This window comes from Lacticaseibacillus kribbianus (assembly GCF_020180945.1).
Classification (GTDB): Bacteria; Bacillota; Bacilli; order Lactobacillales; family Lactobacillaceae; genus Lacticaseibacillus; species Lacticaseibacillus kribbianus.
Genome location: NZ_JAIPUL010000001.1, coordinates 531,671 through 551,149, shown reverse-complemented (window position 1 = coordinate 551,149; position 19,479 = coordinate 531,671). Strand labels below are relative to the sequence as shown.

20 protein-coding genes are annotated in these 19,479 nt (G+C 63.8%); 11 read left to right on the top strand and 9 right to left on the bottom strand.

Features of this window, described 5'->3' with window-relative positions; genetic code table 11:
* Positions 1-416: 416 nt before the first annotated feature.
* Positions 417-1,145, bottom strand: a complete 729-nt coding sequence (locus tag LE416_RS02570; RefSeq protein ID WP_225046930.1) for a GH25 family lysozyme — start codon at positions 1,143-1,145, stop codon at positions 417-419.
* A gap of 145 nt (positions 1,146-1,290) precedes the next feature.
* Between LE416_RS02570 and LE416_RS02565 the strand changes: the two genes are divergently transcribed.
* Entirely contained in the window at positions 1,291-1,497 is a 207-nt protein-coding gene (locus LE416_RS02565) for a hypothetical protein (protein WP_225046929.1), read from the top strand.
* A 37-nt stretch (positions 1,498-1,534) separates the two neighbouring features.
* Positions 1,535-2,452: an SPFH domain-containing protein gene (locus LE416_RS02560; RefSeq protein WP_225046928.1), complete on the top strand. Its 918-nt coding sequence runs from the start codon at positions 1,535-1,537 to the stop codon at positions 2,450-2,452.
* A 67-nt stretch (positions 2,453-2,519) separates the two neighbouring features.
* Here the strand turns inward: LE416_RS02560 and LE416_RS02555 are convergent, their stop codons facing one another.
* The 4 genes from LE416_RS02555 to LE416_RS02540 form a co-directional block, all read right to left on the bottom strand.
* Positions 2,520-3,227: a deoxynucleoside kinase gene (locus LE416_RS02555; protein WP_225046927.1), complete on the bottom strand. Its 708-nt coding sequence runs from the start codon at positions 3,225-3,227 to the stop codon at positions 2,520-2,522.
* 30 nt (positions 3,228-3,257) lie between these two features.
* The gene (locus LE416_RS02550; protein WP_225046926.1) at positions 3,258-3,749 is read right to left on the bottom strand and encodes a nucleoside 2-deoxyribosyltransferase; all 492 of its coding nucleotides are present in this window, start codon (positions 3,747-3,749) and stop codon (positions 3,258-3,260) included.
* Between the two features lie 54 nt (positions 3,750-3,803).
* A complete protein-coding gene (pnuC, locus tag LE416_RS02545) occupies positions 3,804-4,538 on the bottom strand; it encodes a nicotinamide riboside transporter PnuC (RefSeq protein WP_225047825.1) in 735 nt (244 codons plus the stop codon).
* 276 nt (positions 4,539-4,814) lie between these two features.
* A complete protein-coding gene (locus LE416_RS02540; protein ID WP_225046925.1) occupies positions 4,815-5,726 on the bottom strand; it encodes a hypothetical protein in 912 nt (303 codons plus the stop codon).
* Between the two features lie 193 nt (positions 5,727-5,919).
* Between LE416_RS02540 and LE416_RS02535 the strand changes: the two genes are divergently transcribed.
* From LE416_RS02535 to LE416_RS02520, 4 genes are all read left to right on the top strand, one after another.
* On the top strand, positions 5,920-6,402 hold the full coding sequence (locus tag LE416_RS02535) for a GNAT family N-acetyltransferase (protein WP_225046924.1): 483 nt from the start codon (positions 5,920-5,922) through the stop codon (positions 6,400-6,402).
* 209 nt (positions 6,403-6,611) lie between these two features.
* Positions 6,612-7,841, top strand: a complete 1,230-nt coding sequence (locus tag LE416_RS02530) for a glycosyltransferase family 2 protein (RefSeq protein WP_225046923.1) — start codon at positions 6,612-6,614, stop codon at positions 7,839-7,841.
* Complete coding sequence (locus tag LE416_RS02525; RefSeq protein WP_225046922.1) at positions 7,831-8,106, top strand: hypothetical protein; 276 nt, start codon at positions 7,831-7,833, stop codon at positions 8,104-8,106. The genes LE416_RS02530 and LE416_RS02525 overlap by 11 nt, the downstream gene beginning before the upstream one ends.
* Position 8,107: 1 nt before the next feature.
* Positions 8,108-8,998, top strand: coding sequence for a polysaccharide deacetylase family protein (locus LE416_RS02520; protein WP_225046921.1), 891 nt, complete (start codon positions 8,108-8,110; stop codon positions 8,996-8,998).
* Between the two features lie 150 nt (positions 8,999-9,148).
* Here LE416_RS02520 and LE416_RS02515 read toward each other — a convergent pair whose 3' ends face one another.
* Positions 9,149-10,039 (bottom strand): PfkB family carbohydrate kinase, encoded by an 891-nt coding sequence (locus LE416_RS02515; protein WP_225046920.1) that lies wholly within the window; start codon positions 10,037-10,039, stop codon positions 9,149-9,151.
* A 255-nt stretch (positions 10,040-10,294) separates the two neighbouring features.
* Here LE416_RS02515 and LE416_RS02510 point away from each other — a divergent pair, with 255 nt between their 5' ends.
* From LE416_RS02510 to LE416_RS02495, 4 genes are all read left to right on the top strand, one after another.
* Positions 10,295-11,440 (top strand): MFS transporter, encoded by a 1,146-nt coding sequence (locus LE416_RS02510; RefSeq protein ID WP_225046919.1) that lies wholly within the window; start codon positions 10,295-10,297, stop codon positions 11,438-11,440.
* A 124-nt stretch (positions 11,441-11,564) separates the two neighbouring features.
* On the top strand, positions 11,565-11,993 hold the full coding sequence (locus LE416_RS02505) for a MarR family winged helix-turn-helix transcriptional regulator (protein WP_225046918.1): 429 nt from the start codon (positions 11,565-11,567) through the stop codon (positions 11,991-11,993).
* On the top strand, positions 11,986-13,386 hold the full coding sequence (locus LE416_RS02500; protein ID WP_225046917.1) for an MFS transporter: 1,401 nt from the start codon (positions 11,986-11,988) through the stop codon (positions 13,384-13,386). Before LE416_RS02505 ends, LE416_RS02500 begins: the two co-directional genes overlap by 8 nt.
* A 23-nt stretch (positions 13,387-13,409) precedes the next feature.
* The gene (locus LE416_RS02495; RefSeq protein WP_225046916.1) at positions 13,410-14,387 is read left to right on the top strand and encodes an alcohol dehydrogenase catalytic domain-containing protein; all 978 of its coding nucleotides are present in this window, start codon (positions 13,410-13,412) and stop codon (positions 14,385-14,387) included.
* Between the two features lie 67 nt (positions 14,388-14,454).
* Here LE416_RS02495 and LE416_RS02490 read toward each other — a convergent pair whose 3' ends face one another.
* The 3 genes from LE416_RS02490 to alsS form a co-directional block, all read right to left on the bottom strand.
* Positions 14,455-15,231, bottom strand: a complete 777-nt coding sequence (locus LE416_RS02490; protein WP_225046915.1) for a hypothetical protein — start codon at positions 15,229-15,231, stop codon at positions 14,455-14,457.
* A gap of 57 nt (positions 15,232-15,288) precedes the next feature.
* Positions 15,289-15,999: an acetolactate decarboxylase gene (gene budA, locus LE416_RS02485; protein ID WP_225046914.1), complete on the bottom strand. Its 711-nt coding sequence runs from the start codon at positions 15,997-15,999 to the stop codon at positions 15,289-15,291.
* A gap of 61 nt (positions 16,000-16,060) precedes the next feature.
* Positions 16,061-17,734: an acetolactate synthase AlsS gene (alsS, locus tag LE416_RS02480; RefSeq protein ID WP_241864925.1), complete on the bottom strand. Its 1,674-nt coding sequence runs from the start codon at positions 17,732-17,734 to the stop codon at positions 16,061-16,063.
* A 647-nt stretch (positions 17,735-18,381) separates the two neighbouring features.
* Here alsS and LE416_RS02475 point away from each other — a divergent pair.
* Positions 18,382-19,320 (top strand): phosphate/phosphite/phosphonate ABC transporter substrate-binding protein, encoded by a 939-nt coding sequence (locus LE416_RS02475; RefSeq protein ID WP_225046913.1) that lies wholly within the window; start codon positions 18,382-18,384, stop codon positions 19,318-19,320.
* The last annotated feature ends 159 nt before the right edge of the window (positions 19,321-19,479 follow it).

Below are 19,479 nucleotides of genomic sequence, written 5' to 3'. Positions count from 1 at the left end.
GATTGAATTAGCTTCAGTTGGCTCTGCGCGTGGTACTGTGCACGGCCTGTTGCTGCAGGACCTCCCGGAACCACCCGAGGCAATGCTGGTATCTGTGCAGCCGGTGCGTGCGCCGCGCGTCTGGGTTGGGCCGCTGCTACCTCAGTGAGTAGGCCCTCTCGTGGTGCGACGCGCGGATGGTGATCCGTAACCCTGTTCATCTTCCCGCTGTGGTGCTGGGCGGGTTCCACTACCCTATGCATAAGATGGCCTGGTCGGGGCCTGGTCTGAGTTGGCTACTGGTGGCGCTTGCCGCCGGATCGTTCGCCTGAGCCGCGGGGGGGACCCGGCAACGCGTTTGCCGCCCCACGACTCCGATGCTCATGTGAACCCATCGTACCCGCGGTAATTTTTACCGTCAACTTTTATGCTCGCGCTCAGCGCCCCAGCGCGGCGAACGCCTTTTTGCTCCCGAGAAAGGCCGCGGCGGGCAGCCGCGTGCCGTCGCAGTCAAGCGTCCCGGACTGCCAAAACTGCGCGTGACTCGGCCGGCCGCCGCCGATGACGAAGTGCTGGCACGCCAGTTGCGACACGGCCTTCAGCACCCGGGCACTGCCCATCAGGACCACCGGCTTGCCGGTCGCCTTTTGGATCAGCGCGACGAAGCGCCCGACATTTTGCGTCAGCGTCGGTGCGGCCGGCGGGTCGTCCGCGTAGCCGCCGTAGTAGGTCAGGTAAACCCCGATCGGCAGGCTGCCCCAGTCGCGGCCGGTCTGCTTGAGAAACTGCGTGGCCTGGGCCTCCGGGGTCGAATCGAAGCTGAAGTAGTGGTACACGCCGATGCGCACCGCGGCGCCGACGCTGCGGTCGTAGTTGACCGTGAACGCGTCGTCGAAGTAGCTGGCGCCCTGCGTCGCCTTCAGGTAGGCGAAGTCGACGCCGGCATCCCCCAGCGCGGCGAAGTCCTGGTGGCCGGCGCTTTGGTCGAGCACCACGCCCGCCACCGGGTAGCGGGCAAGGCCGCGGCGCTGCCAGGCGCGCACGCCAAGGGCGGCGGCCACCACAGCGGCTACCACGCAGGCGACCAGCACTAGGAACCGGGTCCAGCGCCGCCTTCTCTCGTATGTCGTCGCGTAGATCGGACGCTTGCTTGCGATGGGAATCACCTCCGTCGCCCATTATACCGGATATCCCGGCGGCTGAAAGGCTGAATCAAAATCAGCCTCGCGACTGATTCCGGCTGGCACCCATGGGTTATGATTGTCTCATCCTCAGGTAAGCCTTATCATAGAGGAGAAGGGAGGTGGTAGCATGAATCAGGAGAACAAGACGCTGGATTCGCGGCTGCTCGGCGCCGTTTTCACCCTGCCGGCGACCGGCGATACGGTGTGCCTGTACGGGATTCACTACCACTTCCTGGTCCTCGATGGGGCAACGCCCGGCGACCTGGTCGTCGTGGTCGGCGTCACCCCGCTTGCGCTGCGCGTGCGCGCGGCCGAGCGAGACTTGCAGTACTGAGGCGCGGGGTCACCCGCACACTAAGGAGGAGTTTTTTATGGGACAAATTATTCTGTGGACCGTGGTCGGCATCGTCGCCGTCCTGCTGGTCGTCATGATTTTGAGCAGTGTGGCCATCATTCACACCGGTGAGGTTGGGATCGTCGAGCGCCTGGGGAAGTACGTTCAGACCCTGCAGCCCGGGTTCCACGTGGTGCTGCCGATCATCTACCGCATCACCGAGATCGTCAACATGAAGCAGATCCCGCTCAAAGTCGACGAGCAGGAGGTCATCACCAAGGATAACGTTGTGGTGCGCATCTCCGAGACCCTGAAGTACCACATCACCGACGTCAACGCCTACGTCTACCAGAACAAGGACTCCGTGTTGTCCATGGTTCAAGACACCCGCGCCAACCTGCGCGGCATCATCGGCAACATGGACCTCAACGACGTGCTGAACGGCACCGAGACTATCAACCAGACCCTGTTTCAGCAGATTGCCGCGACCACCGCGGGCTACGGCCTGAACGTCGACCGCGTCAACATCGACTCCATCCAGGTCGACAAGACCATCCAGGAATCCATGAACAAGCTGCTGCGGGCCTCCCGTGAAAAGGAAGCCAACATCATGGAGGCCGAGGGGCTCAAGCAGTCCGCCATCGCCAAGGCCGAAGGTGAAAAGCAGGCCGACATCCTGCAGGCCGAGGCCAACAAGCAGACCCAGATTCTGGAGGCCCAGGGCCGCGCCGAATCCCAGCGCCTGATCGCCGAGGCGGTCAAGGACCAGATCAACTCGATCAACGCCGGGCTCGCCAAGGACGGCGACATGTACCTCAAGTACAAGAACGTCGAGGCCCTCGAAGCCCTCGCCAAGGGCACGGCCAACACCGTGGTGATGCCAAGCACCGCCGTCGACTCGCTGGGCCAGATTCCAGCCGTCGGCCAGGTTCTGACCGCCGCGGCCAAGAAGTAAGCCCGTCAATAAACACGAACCGGCCCCCGACTTTGCAGTCGGGGGCCGGTTTTCTGGTTGTCAGCGTTTAGATGGCGCGGGCCGCCTGGATGGCTTCGAAGCGGCTCGGCGCAAGCTTGCCGAGCTCGACCAGCTTAGACTCGATCTGGTCCAGCACCGCGTTGCGGTCGGCCGGGTTGTTGACGAAGTCGAAGTGATCGCGGTCGACCGTGATCAAAGTCGAGCGGGTGTAGCCCTTGGCCCAGTCGCGGTAGGCCTGGTTGACCCGGTTGTAGTAGGCGACAAGCTCGGGCTTTTCGCGGATGTCCTCCATCTCGCGGCCGCGGCCCTGGATCTCTTCGATCTCGTGCTCCGGGTCGATCTGCAGGTAGATCGCCAGGTCCGGCAGGCCGTTCCACGGGCTGCCGTTGACGTTGGCCTGCATCTCCTGGGACAGGGTAACGTAGATGTTGAAGTCCGCGTCGTCGATCTCGCCGTTCTTGTGCAGCTGCGAGGCCATCACGAAGTCGGATTCAAGCGAGGAGTCCATCACGGCGTTCTCTTGCATCACGGCCTTTTTGAGCTGCTGGTAGCGGAAGGTCAAAAAGGCAATCTGCAGGATCGTGCCCGTGGTCTTGCGGCTTTCGGCACCGGCGTTGTAGAACTTCTGGAGCATGTTGGCGATCATGCCGTTGCCCTCAACGTCTTCGTAGTAGGCAGGCGCGCCAAGGTCCGCGGATAGCAGCCGGGTCAAAGACGTTTTGCCTGCGCCGATGCTGCCGAGAATATAAATCATGTGTTGTAGTTCCTCCTCTGATGAATCGAATCAAAATACCGGAAACGGGTGAACCGGCTCGCTGGGCAGGTGGTTGAAGTCAAAGGCCTCAAGCGCCGCGATGTCCGGCAGGAAGGTCGTGACCCCCGCCGCCAGCATCAGGTTGAGCTTCTTGTCGGCCAGGTCGGCGGCCAAAGGCACCAGCACCACGGGCTTGTGCAGCGCCCGCAGGTAGCCGATCTCGAAGGCACAGCCGGCATCCTCCTGGTCCAAGTCGTACAAGAAGACGCCGGCGTCGGCCGTGGCCATCGCGGACAGGTCGTTTTGGTAGGTCGCATCGACCCACTCGCGGGTCATCGTCTCCCCCGTCACCGGCTCGTCGTGGTACTCCCAGTCGAAGGGAAAATGCACCAGGGCGACCGTGTCGTTGGCGTCAAGCGCCGCCTTGGCGGCCACCACCCGCGCCTGTTGCGTCGGGTTGAACCACGGGCTGCCCAGGTACAGCTTGGCCAAAGGCACCCGCCGCTTGCTTTTGTCTGTCATCTCGTCCTCCCAAAACCGGCAGTCTCTATCATACCAGAAACCGCCCGGCGACAATCACTTAATTTCGCTCAGGCCCAGCTTGCGGCGCCCGGCGTTGAACCACGGGCTGATCGTGAAGGCCAGAATGTCGTTGATCACGTAGATGCTGGAGTTGATCGCCATGCCCAGGCTCGCGTCGCCCTGCGCGTAGGTGATGCCCCAAAGAATCAGCTGGGCGATGCCGGAGAACAGCCACCAGAAGTACTGGTTGGAGTAGCGCAGGTAGCAGACGATGCCGCCGGTCAGGCTGATGGCGAAGGCCATGCCGTCGTAAACCGGCCGCGGGTCATTGGTGAAGTTGCCGATCAGGTACGCGGACAGCGCCCAGACGATCAGGGTGAAGCCCAAAGAAATCGCCCACTCCTTGGCCCCGAACTTGCGCAGGTGGTTCTTCGTGTCGTCGTTCCAGCTGCGCACGGAGATCAAGACGGGCAGGTCGAGCGTGATCACGTAGGCGATCTGCTCGAAGATCGACAGGTAGTTCTTGGCGGTGAAGCCGACAAAAATGAAGCAGGCGGCGGACACCAGGCCCAGCCAGCCGTTGACGGCCTTGGTGGCGTTGATCGCCAGAACACACAGCACGCCGATGGTGGTGCCGATGAAGGTGACAACCGACACGGCCGTGATCGGCGCATTGACCAGCGTCATGATCTGACAGCCCAGAGCGAACCAGAAGAGGTAGTAGTTCTGCTGCGGCCAGCCCTTGAGTTGATTGAGCAGCCAGGTCCCGTAATTCTCGTGCGTCATAATGAATAAGTCCCCTTTTTTCGTCTCGTCTGCAAAAGCAGCATGTCATCCATTATTGACCTCGCTGGGGCATTTGTAAACCCGCAACCACCACATCTTGTGTTAATTAAATATTGAGCATACCACTAGTGGGTGCTCGGCACCGCTTTCACCCCGCCGGCGGCCACCAAAAAGGCCAGGCCGCAACCGCGGTCTGGCCCCATCGTGTCTATCCTGTACCCCCGCTGGCGGGATTGCGCCGGCGCCGGGCCCGCGGCCGGTGCAGGCCCGGCATCCGGGTCAGCGCAGCGTCAGCACCCGCCGCCGGCCGAGTCGGGCCAGGGCGACCGGGTGCAGCACCCAGGCCCCGTCCACCAGCGGCACGGCGTCGCGCGGGTTTTGCGGGCGCGGGCTGCGGCCGTACTGGTGGTCGGCGCACAGGCCGAGCACGAACAGCCGGTTCAGGTCGGCCAAGGGCGCCAGCGTCTCGAGCAGCCGGCAGTAGGCCTGCCCCAGCGCGTGCTCGCCGGTTTCGATCGAGCAGCGCAACGCCCCGGTCGCCAGCAGCACGTCGGCGTCCAGCCGCTGCAGCAGGATCTGGCGGATGAAGGCCGCGTTGCGCAGCCCCGGCACCGCATGGACCCCGGTGGTCTGCTCGACCATCTGCGGGTTGTGGGCATCGCACCGGGCCAACAGGGGCTGGCTCACCACCGTTTTCTCCCCCGTCTGGCTGACCTGCACGAAGTGGCCGAGGCCGTACGTCGCGGCCTCCTCGAGCAGGGCCCCCGGGCGCAGGTAGCGCGCGTTGCCGCAGACCACCGGCACGACGTTGACCATGAAGACCCGCGCGTAGCAGGCCGGCGCGTCTAGGCAGACCCGCACCGCCGTCTCGTCCAGCACCCTGCACGCACTGCCGCTGGGGTGCTTCATCACCACCACCAGGGTCTTGTCGCCGGTGATGGCAAGCGGCTGGCCGTCGACCGTGCAGCTGGCGCGGTCGATCTCCGTGCCGTAGCGCAGGTAGTCCACCACGCGCGCGGCGCCGGCCCGCGACACGAGGGCCGCAAGCGTCGGCTGGCCCGCGATCACCACCCGCTGATCCAAAATGCGCTGCCGCGCGCGGACCCGAACGGCGCGCTTGGGCGGCGTCTCCGCCCAGCACCAGTTGCGCTCCTCCGCACTCGCCCGCTCGAACAACGACTCGCCGTCCACGTGATGACCTCCCCTGCGCCGCGGCGCCTTTTGCCAACATTGTACCATCCTTCACAAAGTTGTGCCACCAGCCCAGGCCAGGCATTGCATGAGAGTTTTGCCATGTAACCCGTTTTTCGCGTGCGCGCCGCCCGCCGCGGTGGTAGACTCGTCACTTGTCGGTTTCACAACACGGAAGACTGGGGGTAACGGCATGAACACAACACTGCGCAGGTGCACGCTGGCAGACATCGATCAGTTGGCTACCATGATGGCGGCCCCCGCGCTGGCGCCTGCGCCGAGTGCGGCCGCCCTGCGCCGGGCCTTGGCCACCCCGAACGTCGATTTTTACTTCTTGTTTGCGGGCTGCACCCCGGTCGGCTTCCTCCGCTGCAATGCGGGCGACGCCCAAAGTACCGGGCTTTGGCCCGATCAGCTCGAGGTCGCCCAGCTGTACGTCGCCCCCGCCTGGCGCGGCCACGGGTGCGGCCGGGTGCTGCTGCACCAGGCCGAGCAAGTCGCCCAGGCAGGCGGCCAGACCCGGCTGTGGCACCGCGGCCCGGCCGACGCCGCCTTCCTGCGCGCCACCGGCTTTTGGCCGGACGCGACCCAGACCATGTGGCAAAAGGACCTGCAGCGCCCCGGCCGCCGGATCGGAGGCCTTTGCCTGGCGCCTGCCGCCGCGGCGTTCGCCTAGCTCCCCAGACTCGCTTTCCCCGCGTTTATTTCGCGGGGATTTTTTTGTCTTGTCACCAGCGATGCGCCTTTAAATAAGAATAAAAAAGATGGATTGACAAATAAATCGTTGACCAGGATAAATAATCGTCATAATGTTTCATGAATCAGTCTTGACCATGCTATGCTTTAGTGGTAGGCGATGCAAATACTCAAAGGGAGGCTACGCTGATGCTAACCAGCTTCATTCTGCTGTATCCGCTCACCATGACCTTGGTCTGGCTGATCGGCACCTTGTTCTACCGCTTAACGTCTCCGCGCCGCTCCCAGGCCAGCCACGACGATCTCGTGAGCGTGATCGTGCCTTGCTACAACGAGGAGGCCACACTTCACGAAACGGTTCAGTCGCTGTGCCAGCAGGCGCACCGCAACATTGAGCTGATTCTGGTGGACGATCACTCCACCGACAACACCCTGCTGGTGATGAATGCGCTCAAGCAAAAATTCCGCCGGGTGCCGATGACCATCGTTGCCCAGCCGCACAACGGGGGCAAGGCGGCGGCGATGAACGCCGGCGCCAAGGCCGCCCACGGTGAGTACCTCCTGTGCGTCGACTCCGATTCCTTGATCGACCCGCACGCGGTTGACCACCTGCTGAACAGCCTGAAGAAAGACGACCGCATCGGCGCCGTGACCGGCAAGCCGATCGTGCTCAACCGCGGCGTGATCGTCGAGAAGATGCAGACGATGGAGTACACCGCGATCATCGACCTGATCAAGCGCTCGCAGATGTTTTTCACCAGCAACATCCTGACCCTGTCCGGCGTGCTGGTGCTGTACCGCAAGGCCGCACTGGCCAGTGTCAACGGCTGGAACGAGAACGTGCAGACCGAAGACATCGACATCACTTGGCGCATGAAGCTCAAGAACTGGCGCGTGGCCTACCAGCCGCAGGCGACGACCTGGATCCTGGTGCCATCGACCATCAAGTCCCTGCTCAAGCAGCGCCAGCGCTGGGCGTACGGCGGCCTGCAGGTGCTGGTGAGCAACTGGCGCCTCCTGTTCAAGCCGTGGCAGCCAAACACCTGGCTGCTGTACGAGATGATGACCTCGATTCTGTGGTCCTTCGGCACGCTGTTCTCCATGTCCTTCTTCGTCGCCTCCTCGATCATCAACCAGGCGGTGCAGCTGGACGGCAACGTGATTCTGATGATCTTCTTCATCGGCCTGCTGCAGTTCTTCGCCGGCATGATCATGTCGGTGCGCACCGCCAAGCTGCGCATGCGGATGTTCCTCTACACCCCGATGTACCTGTTCTTCTACTGGTTTTTGAACCTGTACTCGCTGGTGACCGCGGTGCTGAAAATGGTGTACACCCCGATCGAACACGGTCGCTGGGAGTCCGCCGACCGCAGCCGGTCACTGGGCCAAATGAAAGGAAAATCGACCAATGCGGGTTAAAGTGATCTACGCCACCAACCGCTGGGCCACCGCGGTCAACGCGCTTTGGCTCATCCTGATGTGGGCCGCGATTGCCGGGCTCTTAGTGCTCAACGTGCTGTTCGACATCGGGTACTTCAGCGACTTCATCGCGCCGATCTACAACCTCTTCAACATCGAGTGGCAGCTCGGGGCCGACGTGGTCAAGGCCCTCGGCTGGATCATCGCGACGATTGGCAGCCTCGCGCTCCTGCGCGTGCTGTGGACCCACGGAAAGGAGAATTAACATGGCCAAGCGGATCAAACGCTGGGCGATCATGATTGTTTTCACCATCGCCCTGATTGCCGTCGGCGCCACCATCGGCGCGCAGGAGCTGCGCGTGCACTCCGAGGTGGAATCCGGCTTCGAGATCCCGACCGAAGAGCTTCAAAAGGAGGACGGCATCGCCATCCTCTCGTACCACCGCATCCTGAAGGACCAGGTCAGCCTGCGCGTGGCCCGCAGCATGAGCAACAACAACCAGCTCAGCGAGTACAACATCACCAAGGACAACTTTATCGCCCAGATCGAGGCGATTGAGGCCTCCGGCGCCGAGATCATCTCGATGGACCAGGCCCACGACATCATGGCGGCCGACATCAAGCCGGTCGGCAAGTACGTGGTCCTGACCTTCGACGACATCGCGGAAAGCGCGTTCCAAAACGCGTACCCGTACCTGAAGGCCAACAAGATCCCCTTCACCGCGTTCATCATCACCAGCAAGGTCGGCAAGTACGACGCCGACCAGAAGCTGGCCAGCTGGGCGCAGCTCAAGGAGATGCACGACTCGGGGCTTGCCACCATCGCCCTGCACACCAACGACATGCACTACCTGAAAAACGACATCCCGGTGGGGAACCTGAAGAGCTACGAGGACTTCTTCCAGGAGGACTACGAGGCCTCCCAGGCGACCTACCTGCGCCACTTCGGCGAGTACGCCCACTACTTCGCCTCCCCGTACGGGACGATCACCAAGAACAACGTGAGCTTCCTGAACCACCAGACCGAGATGTACGGGGTGTTCAACCTCTCCCAGCGCATCATCGAAACCACCACCCCGCACAAGGGCACGCTCGATCGCATCCTGATCACCAACAAGAACTGGAACCAGTTCCAAGCGTGGCTGGACTACAAGTGAGCGCAAATAAGGCCTCGGCAAAAGCCGAGGCCTTATTTCTTTGTCATCTCACACAAGGTGTGCCGCCGGTGCGCCCGCCGCAGTTGGTCGTGCAGCAGCGGATGGGCCACCGATCAGCGGCCCGCAGCCATCTTCCGGCGCCAAAATCCCCTACCCGAACACCGGCAGCATGTTGGCCTGCATCCCACAGACCTTGGCGGCCAGGCGGTTGGCGATGGCGATTGAGTCCGGCACCGACAGCCCCTTGGCCAAGCCCGCCAGCATCCCGCCGCAGTGGGAGTCGCCGGCGCCGACCGTGTTGACCACGCGCACCTTTTCGCCAGGCACGATGCCCTGCTCCGTGTCCGAGACGTAGTAGTAGGTGCCACGCGCCCCGAGCGTCACGACCACCGGCTGGTGCGTCAGGCCGTGCAGGTAGGCGACCTGCTCCTCAAAGGTGTCGCCCTTGGCCACCTGGGGCAGCTCGACTTCGTTGCAGTGGACCATCACGCCGGATTTCAGAAGCGTCATCAACAGGTCAGGATCGACGCTTTGAATCCGCGCCGCGACGTCGAACAGCACGGTGGCGTCTGGGCGGCGCTTGCTGTAGGTCGCGACCACGTCCTCCGCCACGTGCGGCTGGGTGAGCTGAAAACCGCTGAGGTACAGCAGGTCGTAGCTCGCCATGTCCAGCTCGCGCAGCCAGTCTTGGCGAATCAGCTTCTCCATCCCCGGCAGCACGATGAAGGTGCGCTCGCCGTTGGGCTCGATCATGGCGACGGTCCAGCCGTTGTCCGGGGCGCCGGAGATCACGTGCGGCACCTCGCCGATGCGGCGGATGTGGGCGGCGATGCGATCGGCGTTGGCGCCGTGGCCGACCGGCACGAAGAGGTCGGCGGTTTCACCGGCCGAGCGCATGGCGCAGTAGGCATTGATGGCGCAGCCGCCGACTTGGTACTCCAGGAAATCGCCGAGGGCGTTGCCGCCGGTCAGCGGGACGTTCGGGACATTCATCAGGGCATCGACCAGCGCCGAGCCGAAGATCAGGGTTTTGTTCGTCAACGTAATCTTCCTTTATCACGATTTTTAATGTATGCGACTATATTACCAGATTTCGAACGACTTTGGCATTGCGCGTGCGAATTGTTTGCGGTATGCTACCCGTAACAATTTCGGAGGCGCATCATGACGCACGCGTGGCAAGTGACCATCTACACGATTACATACATTCTGGCGGCCTAACGGGGATAGTCTACCCTTTTTTGGACCGCCGCTGGCGCAAGCGGCGACGCTTGCGCTTTTTCTATGGAGAAAATCATGAAAATTAACTCACAATTACGCGCCGCCTACGCGTACAGCTTCTTCGCCTTTTGCGGCATCACCCAGCTGTGGGTGATCTACCTGGGCCGCATGGGCCTGAGCCTGGTCGCCATCGGCCTGTGCGAAAGCGTGTTTCACGTCGCCTCGTTCCTGTTCGAGGTGCCCTCGGGCGTCTTGGCCGACCGCTTCACCTACCGCCGGATGCTGACGCTGTCGCGCATCGCCGCCCTCGTGTCCGCCGCCATGATGCTGTACCGCGGCGGCTTCTGGTGGTTCGCCGCCAGCTTCGTCTTTTCCGCCTGGTCGTTCAACCTGCAGTCCGGAACGCTCGAGGCGCTGCTTTACGAATCGCTGAAGGCGGCGGGCGAAACTACGCGCTGGCCCCAGGTCACCAGCCGGCTCAACACCGTCATCGAGGTCGCCTCAAGCGGCGGGCTGATCGTCGCCGGGGCGATGACGCACTGGCACTTCGCCGCCACCTACGCGATCGCCCTGGGCCTGGCGGTGCTCGCGATTGGCGCGGTGTGGCGGCTGGCCGAGCCGCCGTTGCACGCGCAAAGCGCCCCGCACCAGACCATCAAAACCATCGTGACCACCGCCTGGCGCGTGCTGCGCCACGATCGGCGCCTGCTGGCCCTGATGGTGTTTGACGCCAGTTTCAGCGCCATCACCACCGGCTACTACTACTACTTCCAAAGCGTGATGACCGCCCGCCACTTCGCCGGTGGCGTGATCACCGCGCTGCTGGCGGCCGCCGCGCTGGTCGCCATCCTCGCCATCCAGCTCAGCCCGCACCTGCTGCGCCTCTCCCCGCGCCGGGTGCTGATCGGGCTGAGCGCGGCGCTGGCGCTGGCCCTGCTTGCCGCCGGGCTCGATGCCGCGTGGCTGCTGGCCGCGGTGTACCTGCTCACCTACGCGCTGTCGGCCCTGCTGCGTCCGGTGTTTGACGTCTACTACAACGACGGCATCCCAAGCGCCCAGCGCGCGACGCTGCTGTCCGTCGCGTCCTTGCTCTACTCCGTATGCATGATCGTCTTGTTCCCGCTGTTGGGCTTTGCGGTCAGCCGCTTCGGCTTCGGTGCCACCTTCGCCGTCAGCGGTGGCCTAGTCGCCTGCGCCACGCTGGTGCTGCGCCGCAGGTAGGCCCACTGCTCACGCCGGGGAATCCCCGGCGTTTTTTTTTGCCACAAAAAACGTTTGCGACCTAGCGAAAATTGCGCTATGCTCGTAATCGTTAGCTAACTAACAAATTTCAGGAGGTGAGCCCATGCCCGAATACGGCAAGCTGCTCAAACACGCCGCCAACCAGATGGCGCGCGGCATGGACGCGTACGCCAGGCAGTTCGGCCTGACCGGCGTGCAGATGTCCATCATCGATTACCTGGCCGACCACCCCGACGCCCTTCAGCGCGACATCGAGGGCGAGTTCAACATTCAGCGCTCCTCCGCCACCCTGCTGCTTCAGCGCATGGAGCGCGCCGGACTGGTGGAACGACGCCAGGCCGCCAGCGATGGTCGCCAGAAAACGGTCGCGCTGACGGCCAAGGCCCAAGAGCTGCAGCACGGGGTGTCGGCCTACATCAGCGCCCAGCAGGCGGCGATGACCGAGGCCTTCACGCCCGAAGAGCTGGCCCTTTTCGTCACCATGCTCACCCAATTCACTCAGATTACAGGAAGCGATATCACTCATGACTGAATCCAATCACCTGAGCCTCGCCACGGTGCTTGCCATCGTGGCGACCGGGCTCATGTCGTTTTGCGGCGTGATCGTCGAAACCGCAATGAACATCACCTTTCCCACCCTGATGACGGAGTTTCACGTCACCACCAACACCGTGCAGTGGCTGACCACCGTGTACCTGCTGGTCGTCGCCGCGCTGGTGCCGCTGTCGGCGACGCTCAAGCGGCGCTTTCGCACCCGGTCGCTGTTTCTGGTCGCCATCAGCTGCTTCATCCTCGGCGTGTTGATGGACGCCCTGGCCCCGCGCTTCGTCTGGCTGCTGCTCGGCCGCGCCGTGCAGGGGCTGGGCACCGGCATCGCGCTGCCGTTGATGTTCAACATCATCCTCGAGCAGGTGCCGCAGGCTTTGATCGGCACGATGATGGGCGTCGGCACCATGATCACCGGCGTCGCCCCGGCGATCGGGCCAACCTTCGGGGGCGTTTTGGTCGCGACGCTGGGCTGGCGCAGCGTGTTCTGGTTCCTGCTGCCGGTGCTGGTGGTCGCCCTGATTCTGGGCATCACCTGCATTCGCCAGGTCAGCCCGACTCAGGCGGCCCGGATCGACAGCGCGAGCGTCGCGCTGATCAGCCTGACCTTCGCCGGGCTGATCTACGGCCTCGCCAACCTCGGCACCGTGCCGTTTTGGGGCCTGCAGGTCGCCGGCGCCTTGGCGATCGGCCTGATCGCGCTGGTTGGCTTCGTCTGGCGCTCGCGCCGCCTGGCCGCGCCGATCCTGAACCTGCAACTGTTCGCCAACCGCGGCTTCACCACGCACCTGTTGGCCTTCGCCTGCCTGCAGGTGGCCGCGCTCAGCCTCTCGTTTCTGCTGCCCAACGCCATTCAGCTGGTGAACCACCGCTCGGCCCTGATTGCCGGGCTGGTGGTGCTGCCGGGCGCGGCGCTCGGCGCAACCGCAGGCCCGTGGGGCGGGCGGCTGCTCGACGCGCACGGCGCCCGGCTGCCGCTGCGCGCCGGGGCGCTGTTGACGCTCGCCGGGCTGCTCGGGCTTTTGGGCTTTGCCGCCCACCTGAGCGACACTGCGATCCTGGGCTGCTACTGCGTCTTCATGCTGGGCATGGGCGTGAGCTACGGCAACCTGATGACCAGCGGCTTGCAGGCCCTGCCCGCTGAGTCTCACCCGGACGGCAACGCGATTTTCAACACCGCGCAGCAGTTCTTCGCCGCGGTCGGCACCAGCCTGGCCGCCAGCCTGGTCGCCGCGGGGCAGGCCGAGTCCGGCCGCCTCGCCGCAGGCACCGTGACCGGCACCGCCAAGACGCTGGTGATCCTGGTCGGCCTGATGGCGGTTGAGGCCGTGCTGGCCTTCGCCCTGACGCGCCGCCCGGCCAAAAAAATGGTACACTGAAGGCGCCAAAGGAGGCGCATCCCATGACTTCATCCACCCTGCCGACCACCGCGCAGGCGGCGTACATCACCACAATCGGCGGCCCCGACCGCATCCGGATCGGCGCCTTGCCGCTGCCCCCCGTCGGCCCGAGCGACTGCCTGATCGCCGTGCACGCCGCGGCCGTCGACCGCGTCGACACCTACGTGCGGGCTGGCACCTTTCAAACCGCCCTGACCTTCCCCTTCGTCGTCGGGCGCGACGCCTGGGGCACCGTGGTCGCCACCGGTGCTTCGGTCACGGAATTTGCCGTCGGGGACCGGGTCTGGACCAACAGCGCGGGCTACGACGGCCGCCAGGGGGTGACCGCGACCAACGCCGTGATCCCCGCCGCGCGGCTGGCCCCACTGCCCGAGGGCGTGGACCCGGACGCCTGGCTGGCGCTGGTTCACCCCGGTGCCACCGCCGCCATCATCGTCAACCAGCTGCTGCAGCTCAAGCCCGGCGCGCGCCTGCTGGTGGCCGGCGGCGCCGGGCACGTCGGGCGCCTGTTGATCCAGTGCGCCCGCCTGCAGGGGCTGACCGTCACTGCGACCTGCGCCCCGCGCGATTTTGACACGGTGGCCGCGCTCGGCGCCAACCCGGTCGACTACCATGAGGGCTGGGCGCGGCACCTGAGCAGTCCGGTCGCCGCGGTGGTCGACACCTCCGGGCGCGTGCCGCTGCAGCAAAGCCTCGACGTGCTGGCCCCGGGTGGCCAAATCGTGGTGATGGCCACGCCGCCCAAGCCGCAGGCGAGCTTCGACCTGCCCCGCTTTTACATGAACCGCCAGCGCCTGGTGGGCTTTGTGATCAGCCACGCCAGCCTGGCCGAGCTGACCGCGGCGAACCGCTTTTTGGTCGCGCACGCTGCGGCGCTGGCCCCGCTGGCCTATCGCGTGCTGCCGCTGGCTCAGACCGCAGCGGCCCACCGCGACGTCTGCGACCCGCGCGTCAAGGACCGGCTTTTGATTCGGCCCTGAGCGCACTAAAATACGCCTTTCGATTACTCGAAAGGCGTATTTGCTTGTCTCGGTTAATCGCGTTCGGCTAGGACATCAGCTTCTCGCCGACCATGGGCTGCGCCGGGCACGTGCGGGCCGCCGCCCCGGCGTAAAGCCGGGTCAGCGCGCCGACGTTGTTGGCCAGCTCGTACATCACGATCGTCATCAGCTCAAAGCGCGTGAACAGGCGCGGTCTGCGCGGCTGGGTGTCAAGCCACGCGGAGAAGTGCATCTCAAAATCCGCAAGCGTCCAGTCCAGCCGGCTGAGCAGCGACTTGAGCATCGACTTCTCGAACTGGGTCATCTTCGCCCAGGTGGTCTGGTAGCTGAACGTCGCGCCCTCGATCGGGCCGCGTAGGTCCAGGTCCTGGTCGATCAGGGCCATCAGCGTGCAGATGGCGGCCTCGTCGTGCTGCGTGTCGTACTCCAGCCGCAGCTGGTGGCGCAGGATCACCGCCAGGTAGGCCGGGTCGTCCTGGTTGCGCGCGGCCGCCTGAACCAGGCAGTCGTGCAAAAGCGGGTAGCCGGTGCGCTTGGGCTGCCAAGGGTGGCGCCGCAAGCGGGTGAAGTCGATCACGTCCGGCAGGTAGTACTCGTGAATCCAAAGCCAATCGGCAATGTCGGCCAGGGCCGCCTGCCCCTTGGGCGTCAGCGTGAAGCCCTCCGGCAGCTGGTGAACCAGACCGCGGTGAACCAGCCGCCCGATCAGGCGGCGTGGCTCGATGTGGTAGCGCTCCTGCCACATCGTATCGGCCTGAACGTCCGGCTTGCCCGACATGGTCAGCATGTACATGAAGACCTTCGTCTCTGGTGCGAGTCGCATCGCGATTCCCCTTTCCCCCAACATTCCAATTCTAGCCTTGGCTGAAAACGCTGTCAACTAGTTTCGGGCGCCCTCGGCCGTCGCAATCTGGTCCAGCACGTCGGGTGAGTCCAGGTTCCGAGCCAAAAATGCCGGCGTGTCCGGCAGGTGCAGCTGCACGTCCGCAAACGTCTGCACGCCAAGCGTCCCGGACACGGCGCCGAAGTCCAGCACGTGCCCGCCGAAGTCGTGCGTCGCGGCCAGAAAGTGCAGGTGAAAGCCCGGCACCGCCATGCCGCCGTACAGGGTCGGCGCAAAGTAGCCGATCAGCGTCCCCTCAACGTCCTCACGGGTGAACACCGCCTGGTCCGCCGCCGTGGCCACGAGGCTTGGGTACGGCGCGTGCTGCGCCTTGACCGCGCGGGCGGTCACCGACTGGAAGCGGCCGGTCAGGCGCACGGCGGCGAAGCGGTTGGCGCTTGCGATCGCCTTTTCAAACCGGTGGCTGGCTTCGGCCATCCCCGTGGCCGAAAAGGTGCCGACGGCTTCGAAATCCGCGGGGTGCACGTTGGCAAAGGGCACCGTCTTGTCCGCATCCGGTCGGTTCACCGTCCCCGTCGCCGTCACCTGGTACACCACGCCGTCAAGGATCACCAGCTCGCCGTCAAGCCCTTCAAGCGTGCCGATGCCGGTGTCGCCGTGCGTGAGCAGCTCCCCCAAAGTCATCGTGCCTTCAAAACCGCCTGGCACGAGGTTCGCCAGGGTGCCGTGCTGATACATTGTCGTCATTGCTGCCTCCTGTAAGTGATTACGCGAAACCGCGCGGGAATGCCCGCGCGGTCGCTTGGTTTTAGTAGAATTGATCCTCGAGCATCGCCGCGCCGAGCGACGGGTTGTCGCTGTAGTCGACCGGAATGTCGACCACCACGGGCCCGTCCGCTGCGAAGGCCTCGTCGAGCACCGCCTCCAGGTCCTCCTGGCGCGTCACCCGCAGCCCCTTGGCGCCGAAGCTTTCGGCGTAGGCCACGAAGTCCACCGGCCCGAAGCTGGTGCCGGCCGCCCGCCCGTACTTCATCTCCTCCTGGAACTTCACCATGTCGTAGTGGCCGTCGTTCCAGATGATGTGCACGAGGTTGGCGTGCAGGCGCACCGCCGTCTCAAGCTCCTGCCCGGAAAACAAGAAGCCGCCGTCGCCGGACACGGACACCGCCTTTTCGCCCGGGCGCACCAGCGTCGCCGCGATGGCCCACGGCAGGGCCACGCCGAGCGTCTGCATGCCGTTGGAGAAAAGCAGCCGCCGCGGCTCGTAGCTGCGGAAGTGGCGCGCCATCCAGATGTAGAAGCTGCCGACATCCACCGCGACGGTCATGTGGTCGTCCACGCGCTGCTGCAGCGCCGCGACGATGGCCAGCGGGTGCACCAGCCCGGACTTGGCGGCTGCTGGCGGCACGTCGCGCTCGGCGAGCTTGGCCTGAAGCGCCGTCAGGTAGTCCTTGGCGCCAGGTGCGACCCGGTAGCCGCGCAGAAGCGGCGTCAGCACCGCCAGCGTCAGCGCGATGTCGCCGACCAGCTCGGTTTCTGGCTGGAAGTTGTGGTCGATCTCGGCGGCCAGCGAATCGATCACGATCACGCGGGAGTCGCCGGCCGGGTTCCAGTTGCGCGGCTCGTACTCGATCGGATCGTAGCCGATCGCCACCACCAGGTCGCTGCGCTGCAGCAGTTGGTCGCCCGGCTGGTTGCGAAACAGCCCGACGCGGCCGAAGAAGTTGGCCTCAAGCGCCTGGGGAATGATGCCCGCGCCCTGGAAGGTCTCGACCACCGGCAGCTCGGTGACCGCAAGCAGGTCGCGGATCGCCGCCGTCACCTCCTGCGAGGAGGCGCGCATGCCAAGCAATAGCACCGGCAGCTGGGCCTCCTTGATGGCCCGCGCGAGGTAGGTCATGTCTTCCGGGCTGGCCGGCCCGAGCTTTGGGGCGTGCAGCGGGCGAATCGCGTGCGTGGTCACGGGACTGTCGGTGACGTCCTGGGGCACGGAGACGAAGCTTGCCCCCTGCTTGCCCGATTCCGCGGCGCGAAAGGCGTTGGCGATGGTCTCGGAGATGTTGTCCGGGTCCTGGACCTCCACGGCGTACTTGGTGATCGGCGCGAAGAGCTCGGCGTTTTTCATGCTCTGGTGCGACGAGCGCTGAAGGTCGGCGCGGCGCACCTGACCGGAGATGGCGACCACGGGATCGCCCTCCGCGGTGGCGGTGACCAGGCCGGTGGCGAGGTTGGAGGCGCCGGGCCCGGAGGTGGTGATCACCACCCCGGGCTTGCCGGTCAGGCGGCCGACGCCCTGGGCCATGAATGCCGCGTTTTGCTCGTGCCGGGCCACAATCAGCCGCGGGGCGTTCGGGTTTTTCGGGTGCGCCAGCTGGTCGAAGACCCGGTCAATCTTGGCCCCGGGAATGCCGAAGACATAATCCACCTGGTGGTTGGCCAGGCTATCGACGATCAGGTCGCCACCGTACTGTTTATCCGTCATGATAAACCTCCTTCGTTTGCTGTTATACAAGATACCACACATCTGTACCGGAGGAAAGCCAAATATTATGGTGAAACGGGGATTTACTGTTACACGATTGTCCGAATTCTGTTTAGTCCCGGCGGAACGTTCGGACATTCTCCCCCTAAGTCTACCCGAGCGCGCGCAACGGCGCCAGTGGCTAGGTGCGGCGGCCGTTGCGCGACGTCGCCAAGGCCTCGTCGCGCCCGTACCGGCGGGCCGAGGAGGAGGCGACCGGACCCCGGTGGCGAGAGCACGGTCGGTCATGAATACGTTTTCTTTCCATTAATAAATAACGGTGCGAGTTCGAAGATCACGCGCTTGCGGCGTCCCTTGCCACCCTCCGGCGCGGCCCCGGAGGTTGAAAATGAAACCGATTTCGCTTTCAAAAACAATATCGGTGTAAATGAATATTGACTTTTTTGTGACATCGTTCGGCTCTTGCCGAACAATTTTTGAAAATCGCGTGAACTTCCGGTTGAATTTAACCGTATCCCGTTTTATACTGCTTGTGGCAGTTGAAATTCGGACTTCGCCGCCCGATCATCGGCACAGGATACATATCGTTCGGATTTTGCCATGCTGTGAACTGACACAGACAAAAACTTACTGGGGGACCAAATAGAATGAAGATCTGGAAGACACTCGCCGTCACCGGCACGCTCCTGCTCGCCGCGGCCTCGCTTGCCGCCTGCAGCAGCAAGTCGAGCTCTGCCGACAAGGGTAGCAAGGACTACACGCCAAAGTCGTTGAACATTCAATTCGTACCTTCTTCCCAGGCCGACACCATCGAGGCCAAGGCCAAGCCACTGGAAAAGCTGCTCAAAAACGAGCTGCACATTCCGGTTAAGGTTTCGGTTTCCACCGACTACAACTCCATTGTTGAAGCGATGGACTCCAAGCAGGTCGACGTTGGCTTCCTGCCGCCTGATGGCTACGTGGTTGCCCACAAGCAAGGCGCCGCGGACGTTTTGCTTCAGGCCGAGCGCTTCGGCATCAAGCAGCCGGGTGGTAAGAACACCGACAAGCTGGTTGGCTCCTACCGCTCCATGATCGTGGTCAAGAAGGGTTCCGACATCAAGTCCTACAAGGATCTCAAGGGCAAGAAGATTGCGGTTCAGGACGTCACCAGTTCCGCCGGCTACATCTGGCCGGTTGCCGAGCTCCTGCAAAAGGGCGTCGACATTCCTAAGGACGACACACTGGTCACCGTCAAGGGCCACGACCAAGGCGTGATGTCCGTTCTGAACGGCGACACCGACGCGGCCTTCATCTTCGAAGACGCGCGCAACATCGTCAAGAAGGATGTGCCGGACATCATGAACAAGGTTGTCCCGATCTACTTCACCAAGCCGATTCCGAACGACACGATCACCGTTCGCACCGACATGAGCCAGGCCTTCCGCAAGAAGCTGGCCGCAGCCTTCAAGAAGATTGTGAAGTCCAAGGAAGGTCACGCGATCATCTCCTCCATCTACACCCACGAAGGCTACGTCAACACCAAGGATTCCAACTTCGACATCGTCCGCAAGTACGACAAGATCGTCAACGACGACGCGAAGTGATTCTTCTCAAGCGCGGCAGTAAGTAGTACACTAAGATTTGGCACTGACCGCGCCAAATCCCCCGCCCCGGGGTCCGGGGCGCTACATAACCAGTTCTCGTGAGCAATCACGACGCCGCGTAAGCGGCAATACTTAGACGCGGCCACGATCAAATTTGTG

Bases quoted from the DNA above. Each gene is read 5' to 3' on its own strand.
- LE416_RS02510 (WP_225046919.1), top strand. From the start codon at position 10,295: ATGAAAATTAACTCACAATTACGCGCCGCCTACGCGTACAGCTTCTTC.
- LE416_RS02525 (WP_225046922.1), top strand. From the start codon at position 7,831: ATGCGGGTTAAAGTGATCTACGCCACCAACCGCTGGGCCACCGCGGTC.
- LE416_RS02550 (WP_225046926.1), bottom strand. From the start codon at position 3,749: ATGACAGACAAAAGCAAGCGGCGGGTGCCTTTGGCCAAGCTGTACCTG.
- LE416_RS02475 (WP_225046913.1), top strand. From the start codon at position 18,382: ATGAAGATCTGGAAGACACTCGCCGTCACCGGCACGCTCCTGCTCGCC.
- alsS (WP_241864925.1), bottom strand. From the start codon at position 17,734: ATGACGGATAAACAGTACGGTGGCGACCTGATCGTCGATAGCCTGGCC.
- LE416_RS02500 (WP_225046917.1), top strand. From the start codon at position 11,986: ATGACTGAATCCAATCACCTGAGCCTCGCCACGGTGCTTGCCATCGTG.
- LE416_RS02505 (WP_225046918.1), top strand. From the start codon at position 11,565: ATGCCCGAATACGGCAAGCTGCTCAAACACGCCGCCAACCAGATGGCG.
- LE416_RS02535 (WP_225046924.1), top strand. From the start codon at position 5,920: ATGAACACAACACTGCGCAGGTGCACGCTGGCAGACATCGATCAGTTG.
- LE416_RS02520 (WP_225046921.1), top strand. From the start codon at position 8,108: ATGGCCAAGCGGATCAAACGCTGGGCGATCATGATTGTTTTCACCATC.
- LE416_RS02555 (WP_225046927.1), bottom strand. From the start codon at position 3,227: ATGATTTATATTCTCGGCAGCATCGGCGCAGGCAAAACGTCTTTGACC.
- LE416_RS02560 (WP_225046928.1), top strand. From the start codon at position 1,535: ATGGGACAAATTATTCTGTGGACCGTGGTCGGCATCGTCGCCGTCCTG.
- LE416_RS02490 (WP_225046915.1), bottom strand. From the start codon at position 15,231: ATGCGACTCGCACCAGAGACGAAGGTCTTCATGTACATGCTGACCATG.
- budA (WP_225046914.1), bottom strand. From the start codon at position 15,999: ATGACGACAATGTATCAGCACGGCACCCTGGCGAACCTCGTGCCAGGC.
- LE416_RS02530 (WP_225046923.1), top strand. From the start codon at position 6,612: ATGCTAACCAGCTTCATTCTGCTGTATCCGCTCACCATGACCTTGGTC.
- LE416_RS02565 (WP_225046929.1), top strand. From the start codon at position 1,291: ATGAATCAGGAGAACAAGACGCTGGATTCGCGGCTGCTCGGCGCCGTT.
- LE416_RS02495 (WP_225046916.1), top strand. From the start codon at position 13,410: ATGACTTCATCCACCCTGCCGACCACCGCGCAGGCGGCGTACATCACC.